At 64.1% G+C, this 9,223-nt stretch carries 10 protein-coding genes; 5 read left to right on the forward strand and 5 right to left on the reverse strand.

Translation table 11 applies throughout. The features are described from left to right. Positions 1 to 32: 32 nt before the first annotated feature. From YUU_RS0113425 to YUU_RS0113445, 5 genes are all read right to left on the reverse strand, one after another. Entirely contained in the window at positions 33 to 770 is a 738-nt protein-coding gene (locus YUU_RS0113425; protein ID WP_027522830.1) for an HAD family hydrolase, read from the reverse strand. Beyond that, the gene (gene hemF, locus YUU_RS0113430) at positions 761 to 1,648 is read right to left on the reverse strand and encodes an oxygen-dependent coproporphyrinogen oxidase (protein ID WP_027522831.1); all 888 of its coding nucleotides are present in this window, start codon (positions 1,646 to 1,648) and stop codon (positions 761 to 763) included. Before hemF ends, YUU_RS0113425 begins: the two co-directional genes overlap by 10 nt. A gap of 137 nt (positions 1,649 to 1,785) precedes the next feature. Further along, positions 1,786 to 2,151 (reverse strand): 6-carboxytetrahydropterin synthase, encoded by a 366-nt coding sequence (locus tag YUU_RS0113435; RefSeq protein ID WP_027522832.1) that lies wholly within the window; start codon positions 2,149 to 2,151, stop codon positions 1,786 to 1,788. Positions 2,152 to 2,182: 31 nt separating this feature from the next. Continuing rightward, a complete protein-coding gene (queE, locus tag YUU_RS0113440; RefSeq protein ID WP_027522833.1) occupies positions 2,183 to 2,815 on the reverse strand; it encodes a 7-carboxy-7-deazaguanine synthase in 633 nt (210 codons plus the stop codon). A 20-nt stretch (positions 2,816 to 2,835) separates the two neighbouring features. Then, the gene (locus YUU_RS0113445; protein ID WP_027522834.1) at positions 2,836 to 3,288 is read right to left on the reverse strand and encodes a tRNA (cytidine(34)-2'-O)-methyltransferase; all 453 of its coding nucleotides are present in this window, start codon (positions 3,286 to 3,288) and stop codon (positions 2,836 to 2,838) included. A gap of 280 nt (positions 3,289 to 3,568) precedes the next feature. On the opposite strand from YUU_RS0113445, the gene petA reads away from it, so the two are divergent. The 5 genes from petA to YUU_RS0113470 all read left to right on the forward strand — a co-directional run bounded on the left by petA (position 3,569) and on the right by YUU_RS0113470 (position 8,949). Then, complete coding sequence (petA, locus tag YUU_RS0113450; RefSeq protein ID WP_027522835.1) at positions 3,569 to 4,099, forward strand: ubiquinol-cytochrome c reductase iron-sulfur subunit; 531 nt, start codon at positions 3,569 to 3,571, stop codon at positions 4,097 to 4,099. Positions 4,100 to 4,162: 63 nt separating this feature from the next. Further along, on the forward strand, positions 4,163 to 6,226 hold the full coding sequence (gene fbcH / locus YUU_RS0113455; protein WP_027522836.1) for a cytochrome b/c1: 2,064 nt from the start codon (positions 4,163 to 4,165) through the stop codon (positions 6,224 to 6,226). A 277-nt stretch (positions 6,227 to 6,503) separates the two neighbouring features. Beyond that, on the forward strand, positions 6,504 to 7,178 hold the full coding sequence (locus YUU_RS0113460) for a dienelactone hydrolase family protein (protein ID WP_027522837.1): 675 nt from the start codon (positions 6,504 to 6,506) through the stop codon (positions 7,176 to 7,178). 115 nt (positions 7,179 to 7,293) lie between these two features. After that, entirely contained in the window at positions 7,294 to 7,719 is a 426-nt protein-coding gene (locus tag YUU_RS0113465) for a hypothetical protein (protein WP_027522838.1), read from the forward strand. Between the two features lie 189 nt (positions 7,720 to 7,908). Beyond that, positions 7,909 to 8,949, forward strand: coding sequence for an IS110 family transposase (locus YUU_RS0113470; protein WP_027522839.1), 1,041 nt, complete (start codon positions 7,909 to 7,911; stop codon positions 8,947 to 8,949). Positions 8,950 to 9,223 lie beyond the last annotated feature (274 nt).

Consider the following 9,223-nt stretch of genomic DNA (forward strand, 5'->3'; position numbering starts at 1 on the left):
GCCGCCCGTCCGCGGGACCGTCATCCAACCGGTCAGGGCAACAGCTCGGTCAGCGAGCGGATGATGCGGTCGGGCTTGATCGGCGATCCCGCAGGCAAGCCCTCGCCATGCACGTCCATCCAGACCGCGTAGATGCCGAGGCGCTGCGGTGTCACGACTTCCCATTCCAGATTGTCGCCGATCATCCAGGTATCCCCGGCGCTGACGCCGAGCGTGTCCATCGCGTGCAGATAGGCGCGCTCCTCGGGCTTGCCGAAACCATGCTCGCCCTCGATCTGGATGTGGTCGAAGCGGTGGGTCAACTCGAAACGCTCGACCTTGGCGCGCTGCATGTCGGCGGCGCCATTCGTCACCAGCGCGAGCTTGACCCCAAGCGCCTTCAGCCGGTCGATGGCCTCATGCGCGCCGGGGAAGACGAACATCTCCTCCTCGCGATAGGTGGTGAAGCGGTCGGCCAGGCGAATGGCGAGATCGTCGGGCAGGGCGCGGTGCCCGCTTGCGGCGAGCGCCGCGAAGCCGCCCTTCACCGTCAGCCGCCGCGCCTCGCCGAGCTTGAGCCGCCAGGCGGCTTCCGCATTGGCCCAGAAATTCCGCGCAAACGTCAGCACGGCTGCGGCGACCTGCTCCGGCGGCAGCGGTGCAAGTTCGGCCGCGAACTCGGTTGCGATCGTGTTCCAGGCGATCTCGGGACGACCATAGGCCGACAGGATGGTGTCATCCATGTCGATCAGCATGGCGCGGGGGAGGGGTTTCATCGCGGTCATGGCCATTTCACTTCCGGCGGCAGCGAGGACAGGATCGAATCCACATTGCCACCGGTCTTGAGCCCGAAGATGGTGCCGCGGTCGTAGAGCAGGTTGAACTCGACATAGCGTCCGCGCCGGACCAACTGCTCCTCGCGATCGGCAGGCGTCCAGGCGGTCGCGAAATTGCGCCGCACGAGTTCCGGATAGATCTTCAGGAAGGCGCGGCCGACGTCCTGGGTGAAGGCGAGATCGGCTTCCCAGTCGCCGCTGTCATGCCAGTCGTAGAAGATGCCGCCGATGCCGCGGGCTTCTTTCCGGTGTGGCAGATAGAAATACTCGTCGCACCATGTCTTGTACTTGTCGTAGTCGGCGACGCCGTTCGGCCCGGTGCAGGCTTCCCGCATCGCACCGTGGAAGGCGATCGTGTCCGCATCCTCCTGCGTGCGCCGCCGGTCGAGCACGGGCGTCAGATCGGCGCCGCCGCCGAACCAGGCTTTCGTCGTGACGACGAAGCGCGTGTTCATGTGCACGGCGGGCACGTTCGGATTGCGCATATGCGCGATCAGCGAGATGCCCGACGCCCAGAACCGCGGATCGTCCGCCGCGCCCGGGATCTGCGCGCGAAACTCTGGCGCGAACTCGCCATGCACCGTCGAGCAGTGCACACCGACCTTCTCGAACAGGCGGCCGTACATCATCGACATTACGCCGCCGCCGCCGGGCGCGCCGGTGTGGTCGGTGCGCTGCCAGGCCGTGCGCACGAAGCGGCCGGCCGCGCCGGGATAGAGCGCCTGCGGCGCGTCATCCTCGAGCCGCTCGAAGCTTGCGCAGATGTCGTCCCGCAGGGACTCAAACCAGGTCCGTGCACGCGTCTTGCGATCTTCAATCGTCGAAACGTCCATCTGCATTCCCGTCGCTAGCCAAGCGGAGTGTCGCGCAGGGTGGGCAAAGGCGCGTTTGCGCCGTGCCCACCACTTCTGCAACCGCCATTGCGGTCGCCGAAGAGGTGGGCACGCGTCGCTTTGCCCACCCTACGAATTTAGCCTTGCGGACCGTAATAGGTGCAGCTCTCGTTGCAACTGTCGCGATGGATGCTGACGCGGGTCAGTCCGCCGAGATGCTCAAGGCGCTCCCAGACGAAGCGCGAGAGATTTTCGAGCGTCGGGATGCCCAGCGCCTCGATCTTGTTGAGGAACTTGTGGTCCAGCGTCAGCCGCACGTCCTCGATCGCGCGCTGGAGGAGGCCGAGATCGACCACCATGCCGGTCACGGGATCCGGCGTGCCGCGCAAGCTCACCTCGGCGCGGAAGGAGTGGCCGTGAATCTCTTCGCTCGCCGCGCCGAAGGTCGTTCCCGACAGCGAGTGCGCCGCCTCGAAGCGGAATGATTTGGTCAATTCCCACATCTTGTGAACGTCAATCCTGTCTGATGCCAGGCTACCTGATGCCGAGCGTCTTGTGTGTTTGCACGCTGAGCCGCCATTGCGGGTGGCGCAGGCAATAGTCGATGGCGCGCGCGGTGTTCTCGGCCACCTCAGGTCCGTCCATCGGTTGCAGCGAGAACCGCTCGAAGGCGAGGCCTTCGAAAGCTTCCGGCAGCGCCTGCGCTTGCGGATAGACCAGCTTCAGCTCGTGACCGCGCCGCACGACGAGGTCGCTTCCCGCTTTTGGACTGACACAGATCCAGTCGAGGCCATCGGGCGGGAGGATCGTACCGTTGGTCTCGACCCCGATCTCGAAGCCGTTCGCGTGTAGCGCATCGACGAGCGGGGCGTCTACCTGCAAGAGCGGCTCGCCACCGGTCAGCACGACATAACGGTTACTGCCGGTTCCCGTCCATTGCGCGGCGATCGTCGCCGCAAGGTCCTCCGCGGTGGCGTAGCGTCCGCCCAGCGTGCCATCGGTGCCGACGAAATCCGTGTCGCAGAACTGGCAGGTGGCACCGGCGCGGTCGGCCTCGCGGCCGCTCCAGAGGTTGCAGCCGGCAAAACGGCAGAACACGGAAGCGCGCCCGGCATGGGCGCCTTCACCTTGCAGGGTCAGGAAGATCTCCTTGACCGCGTAACTCACCATGCTCTCCTTAAAATGGCCTAGAGGTTGCGGACCTGCCGCAGCGCTTCGCCTGCAGCCATCGCCGCGGTCATCGCCACATTGAGCGAGCGCAGCCCCGGCTTGATCGGGATGACGAGCCGCGCATCCGCGGCCGCGACCACCTCGTCGGTGACCCCGGCGCTCTCGCGCCCGAGCAGCAGGATGTCCGACGGCTGGTAGCGAAAATCAAGATAGTTGGTCGCGCCTTTGGTCGTGAACAGCAGCAGCCGGTACCCTTGTTCCGTGCGCCATGCCTGAAATTTCGACCAGGAGTCGTGACGGGTCACGCTGACCTGGTCCAGATAGTCCATTCCCGCCCGGCGGAACAAGCGGTCGGAGACGGGAAAACCTGCCGGCTCGATGATATGGGCGGCCATGTCCAGACAGGCGCAGAGCCTGAGAATCGTGCCGGTGTTCTGGGGGATGTCGGGCTGGAAAAGCGCTATCTGCATGGGCGTGGACGGGGCTGGTTGCGGGCCGGAAATGTCTCAATAAAACATCGCCTGCCGCGGAATTCGTGCATTGCACGCTTCGGCGCCGATAGCGGGCTTGCGCTCGCCCGGCAAGGGTGCCAATAGAACGATTCTGGACTGCTGTTTCGCTCGTTTTGTCGCGGATCAAGCAAAGTTCTGCCGCCGCGGGGGGCCGCGGGCGCCGGCAGCCTGTTCTGGGGACCTTTGGGCGCCCCCTGGGGCGGTTCCGCCGGTCGCATAAGAAGAAAGGGTTGGAATCGTGACGACAGCGTCTTCGGCGGACCATCCGACACGCCGTGATTTCCTTTTCGTTGCAACGGGGGCAGCAGCGGCAGTGGGGGGCGTTGCGACGCTCTGGCCGTTCATTTCCCAGATGAATCCGGACGCCTCGACGATCGCCGCCGGCGCGCCGATCGAGGTCGATCTGACCCCGGTCGCCGAGGGCCAGGACATCAAGGTGTTCTGGCGCGGCAAGCCGATCTACGTCAGCCACCGCACCAAGAAGCAGATCGAAGAGGCGCGCGCAGTCAACGTCGCGAGCCTGCCCGATCCGCAATCCGACGAGGCGCGGGTCAAGGCCGGGCACGAGCAGTGGCTGGTCGTGATCGGCATCTGCACCCATCTCGGCTGCATCCCGATCGCGCATGAGGGCAATTACGACGGCTTCTTCTGCCCGTGTCACGGATCGCAGTACGATTCCTCGGGGCGTATCCGCCAGGGGCCCGCACCCGCTAACCTGCCGGTGCCGCCCTATCAGTTCGTCTCCGACACCAAAATCCAGATCGGCTGAGCTATCCGGGCTGAAAAGCCCGGAGCCTTGAGCCATTGCGTCAAAATTCCTCAGGATCGCATCATGAGCGGACCATCCGACTACCAGCCGAGCAATCCGGCACTGAAGTGGATCGAGCGGCGCCTGCCGATCTTTGGTCTTATGCACTCCTCGTTCGTCGCCTATCCGACGCCGCGTAACCTGAACTACTGGTGGACCTTCGGCGCCATCCTGTCCTTCATGCTCGGGATCCAGATCCTGACCGGCGTCATCCTGGCGATGCACTACACGCCGTATGCCGATCTCGCCTTCAAGTCGGTCGAGCTGATCGTGCGCGACGTCAATTACGGCTGGCTGCTGCGCAATATGCATGCGGTCGGCGCGTCGATGTTCTTCTTCGCCGTCTACGTCCACATGTTCCGCGGCCTCTATTACGGGTCGTACAAGGAGCCGCGCGAAGTGCTGTGGATCCTCGGCGTCATCATCTATCTGCTGATGATGGCGACCGGCTTCATGGGCTACGTGCTGCCGTGGGGCCAGATGAGCTTCTGGGGCGCCACCGTCATCACCAACCTGTTCTCAGCCTTTCCCTATGTCGGCGAGAGCATCGTGACGCTCTTGTGGGGCGGCTATTCCGTCGGCAACCCGACGCTGAACCGCTTCTTCTCGCTGCACTACCTGCTGCCGTTCCTGATCGCGGGCGTCGTCGTCCTGCACGTCTGGGCGCTGCACGTCGCCGGCCAGAACAATCCTGACGGCGTCGAGCCGAAGACGGAAAAGGACACAGTACCGTTCACGCCGCATGCAACGATCAAGGACCTCTTCGGCGTGTCCTGCTTCCTGCTCCTCTATTCGTGGTTCATCTTCTACATGCCGAACTATCTCGGCGACGCCGACAACTACATCCCGGCGAACCCCGGCGTGACGCCGCCGCACATCGTGCCCGAATGGTACTACCTGCCGTTCTACGCGATCCTGCGCTCGATCCCGAACAAGCTCGCCGGCGTCATCGCGATGTTCTCGGCGATCATCGTGCTCGCCTTCCTGCCCTGGCTCGACAGCGCCAAGACCAGATCCACGAAGTACCGTCCGCTGGCCAAGCAGTTCTTCTGGATCTTCGTCGTGGTCTGCATCCTGCTCGGCTATCTCGGTGCGCAGCCGCCCGAAGGCATCTACGTGATTGCCGGCCGCGTCCTGACGGTCTGCTACTTCGCCTACTTCCTGATCGTGCTGCCGCTGCTCTCCCGCATCGAGACCCCGCGGCCGGTGCCGAACTCGATCTCCGAGTCGGTCCTGGCGAATGGTCGAAAGGTTGCGGCCTCTGTCGTCGTCGCACTCGTCGCGGCCGGCGCGCTGTTTGCCGGTACATTGCAGGATGCCCGCGCCGCCGAAGGCACGGACAAGCCGCCAGCGCAGAAATGGTCGTTTTCAGGCCCTTTCGGCAAGTTTGACCGCGGCGCGTTGCAGCGCGGCTTGAAGGTCTACAAGGAGGTCTGCGCCAACTGCCACGGCCTGTCCTACATCGCCTTCCGCAACCTCGCGGAAGCCGGCGGACCCGGCTATTCCGTCGCGCAGGCATCGGCCTTTGCCTCCGAGTATAAGGTCAAGGACGGCCCGAACGACCAGGGCGAGATGTTCGAGCGCCCGGGCCGCCCGGCGGATTACTTCCCCTCGCCCTTCCCGAACGAGCAGGCGGCTCGCGCGGCGAACGGCGGTGCTGCGCCGCCCGACCTGTCGCTGATCACCAAGGCACGGTCCTATGAGCGCGGCTTCCCTTGGTTCATCTTCGACTTCTTCACCCAGTACCAGGAGCAGGGCCCGGACTACGTCGCTGCGATGCTCCAGGGCTTTGAGGACAAGGTGCCGGAGGGCGTGACCATTCCGGAAGGCTCCTACTTCAACAAATACTTCCCGGGCCACGCCATCAAGATGCCGAAGCCGCTGAGCGACGGCCAGGTCACCTATGACGATGGCTCGCCGACTACGGTCGCGCAATATGCCAAGGACGTCACGACGTTCCTGATGTGGGCCGCAGAGCCCCACATGGAAGCGCGCAAGCAGCTCGGCTTCCAGGTGTTCGTGTTCCTGATCATCTTCGCGGGATTGATGTACTTCACCAAGAAGAAGGTCTGGGCCGACGCGCACTGAGGCCGTATAGCCATAGAAATGGAAAAGCCCCCACAAGGGGGCTTTTTTGTTGGCTGCGTTCGCGTCCCGGACGCGCTGCAGCGTGCAACGCTGCTGCGCAGAGCCGGGACCCAGCGTATCCACGGCTGGGCCCCGGATCAGCAATGCACCACGCCGCGAAGGGCGGCGCACTGCATTGCATCCGGGGCACGAGACTGTGTTGCTTGAAGCGATTGCCTATCGTGCCCGCACCCGCCAAAATACCCGTAACGACCCCTGAAACTCGTCGGAGGAAAGCATGGGCACCGTCATCACCTTCAAGCGTCCGGACGGCCAGGATGCGTCGGGCTATCTCGCCAATGCCGCGCGCGGCAACGCGCCGGGTGTGGTCGTTATCCAGGAATGGTGGGGGCTGTCGGACCAGATCAAGGGACTGTGTGACCGCTTTGCGCTCGCCGGCTTCGATGCGCTCGCGCCAGACCTCTACAAGGGCAAGGTGGTGCCCTATCACGACACCGATGCGGCCAATCGCGAGATGAACTCGCTGGACTTCATGGACGCCACCACGCAGACCGTGCGCGGCGCTGCGCAATATCTTTCGCGCAACAGCGCCAAGGTCGGCCTGACCGGCTTTTGCCTCGGCGGTGCCGTGACCATCATCGGCGCCACCAAGATCCCGGAGCTTGCAGCCGGCGTCGTGTTCTACGGCATCCCGCCGGAGCAGGCCGCCAAGCCCGCCGACGTCAAGATCCCGCTCCAGGCGCATTTCGCCAACAAGGACGATTGGTGCACGCCGGAGCTCGTCGGTGGTTTCGAAAAGGCCATGAAGGCCGCCGGCAAGCCGCTGGAGCTGTTCCGCTATGACGCCGAGCACGCCTTCGTCAACGAGCAGCGGCAGGCCGTGCATGACCGCGAAGCCGCCGAGCTCGCCTGGGGCCGTGCCACGGAGTTCTTCAAGAAGCATCTGGGATGAACGCAGCGGCGCGCTGATGCGACACAAGACAGGCCGCCCGGTGTCGGGCGGCCGCTCTGGCGCGGTCAGGCACTCTGCCGCGTCGGAGCCAACACATTGGCGCCGAGCATCCCCTATGAAAGCCTTCCTGATCGCATCACTGTTCGTTACCGGCCTTGCGGCGCCTTGTTGGGCCAAGGATCCCGCGTGCAACGGGCCGGAATTCGGGGCATTCCGGACTGACTTCGAAGGCGCGGCGAATGCGAACGACAAGAACCGCATCGTCAAGCTGATCTCCTTCCCCGTCGAGTACTGGTCGGCGGAAGGCAAGCACGACGTTCAGAGCGGCCCGGTCAAGAGCGAGGCCGAATTCCTGCAACGCTACGACGCGCTGTTCACGCCCGCCATGCGCAAGCATCTGCACACCGCAAAGCTCCTGTCGCTGCCTGATGGCCACTGCGCACTGACCTGGCACGACACGAATTCCGAATTCACGTTCGAATTCCGCTACGCCCCAGAGACCGGATTCCGCGCGGTCGGATATGAGGTCGGGGCGTACTAGGTGAGGGTGCCGTAGATGGGGTAACGGGCTCCCGAGAGGCGTTCCTGCCCCGCAAGCCGCGCTCGCTACGGCGCTGTTTGGTGCGCGCGTCGCGCGGCTTGGTTGGAAAGGCAAGCGGTCGTCCCTCACATTGATGGTGTAGCGGAGTCAGGGCCTAAGCCTCGCTCCAAGCATCGAGGAGAGACGACCATGGACTATTATGCCGGAATCGACGTGTCATTGGAATGCTCCAGCATGTGCGTTGTCGATGCGAACGGCAAGATCGTTCGGGAGGCCAAGGTGGCGAGCGAACCGGAGGCGCTGATCGACTGGTTCCGTTCGCTTGGGTTCGGTCTTGCCAGGATCGGACTGGAGGCAGGACCGCTGTCGCAGTGGCTTTACGCGGCGATGAAGCAGGCAGGGCTTGCGGTCGAGCTTCTGGAGACGCGCCACGCGAGCGACGCCTTCAAGGCGATGCCGGTGAAGTCGGATCGCAATGATGCCCGCAACATCGCGCAATTGATGCGGCTCGGCTGGTTCCGGCCGGTGCATTGTAAGTCGATGAGTGCACAGGAGATCCGCGCGATGTTGACGGCGCGCAAGCTGATCCAGGCCAAGCTTCAGGACGTCGAGAACAGCTTGCGCGGGATCTTGCGTGGCTTCGGGCTGAAGGTCGGCAAGACGACGAAGCGCAGTTTTGCAACCCGGATTGGCGAGCTGGTGGCCGGCCATCCGGCCCTCGAGGCGATCGCCGCAGCAACACTCGCGGTTCACATGATTCTGCTGCGCGAGTTCAACGGCTTTGAGAAGCGGGTCCGGGCGATGTCTCTCTTGGATGCCAAGGCTCGGCTGTTGATGTCGACGCCGGCCGTGGGACCGATCATTTCGCTGACTTATGCCAGCGCCATCGATGATCCCACCCGCTTCACCTCGTCGAAGCGAGCGGGCCCACTCTTCGGATTGACACCGAAGAAGCACCAGTCAGGCGAGACCGACTACTCCGGCCGCATCAGCAAAAATGGCGACGCTTCCGTGCGCGAGGCGCTCTATGAGGCCGCCCACATCATCCTGACCAAGCCGATCAAGGGCTGTGCGCAGCTCAAGAGCTGGGCGATGCGGATCGCCAGGCGCGCCGGCATGAGCAAGGCCAAAGTGGCGCTGGCACGCAAGCTCGCCGTGATCATGCTCCGCATGCTCAAGGACAACGTGCCCTTCAATCCGGCCGCCAAGGCAACCGCCGCCGCGGCTTAGCAGAGGAGCGAACAAAGGTTTCGGGCGGGTCAGGACACCAGCCTTCCCGAAGCGGAGTCCCTTCGCCGGGACGATGGATCAGGTCAGGCCGTCATCCGGGTTGTCGACGCATCCCCGATGTGATCACGCGTTCCGTAGATTGGCCGACCTGCTCCTCTCTAGAANCCCATCAGGCGACGGCCACAGCGCCGATCCCGTACAGAAGCAGGTTCCTGGCGAGTGGATGACGCAAAAAGGGATTGACTAACCAGGGCCCGTTACAGAAGCCCGGATG

It is taken from the genome of Bradyrhizobium sp. Ec3.3, from assembly GCF_000472925.1.
In the GTDB taxonomy this organism is placed as follows: domain Bacteria; phylum Pseudomonadota; class Alphaproteobacteria; order Rhizobiales; family Xanthobacteraceae; genus Bradyrhizobium.

What these genes read in the sequence shown, in the direction of transcription:
- YUU_RS0113425 (WP_027522830.1), bottom strand. Translation starts at nt 770, where the DNA reads ATGGCCATGACCGCGATGAAACCCCTCCCCCGCGCCATGCTGATCGAC.
- hemF (WP_027522831.1), bottom strand. Translation starts at nt 1,648, where the DNA reads ATGGACGTTTCGACGATTGAAGATCGCAAGACGCGTGCACGGACCTGG.
- YUU_RS0113435 (WP_027522832.1), bottom strand. Translation starts at nt 2,151, where the DNA reads ATGTGGGAATTGACCAAATCATTCCGCTTCGAGGCGGCGCACTCGCTG.
- YUU_RS0113445 (WP_027522834.1), bottom strand. Translation starts at nt 3,288, where the DNA reads ATGCAGATAGCGCTTTTCCAGCCCGACATCCCCCAGAACACCGGCACG.
- fbcH (WP_027522836.1), top strand. Translation starts at nt 4,163, where the DNA reads ATGAGCGGACCATCCGACTACCAGCCGAGCAATCCGGCACTGAAGTGG.
- YUU_RS0113460 (WP_027522837.1), top strand. Translation starts at nt 6,504, where the DNA reads ATGGGCACCGTCATCACCTTCAAGCGTCCGGACGGCCAGGATGCGTCG.
- YUU_RS0113465 (WP_027522838.1), top strand. Translation starts at nt 7,294, where the DNA reads ATGAAAGCCTTCCTGATCGCATCACTGTTCGTTACCGGCCTTGCGGCG.
- YUU_RS0113470 (WP_027522839.1), top strand. Translation starts at nt 7,909, where the DNA reads ATGGACTATTATGCCGGAATCGACGTGTCATTGGAATGCTCCAGCATG.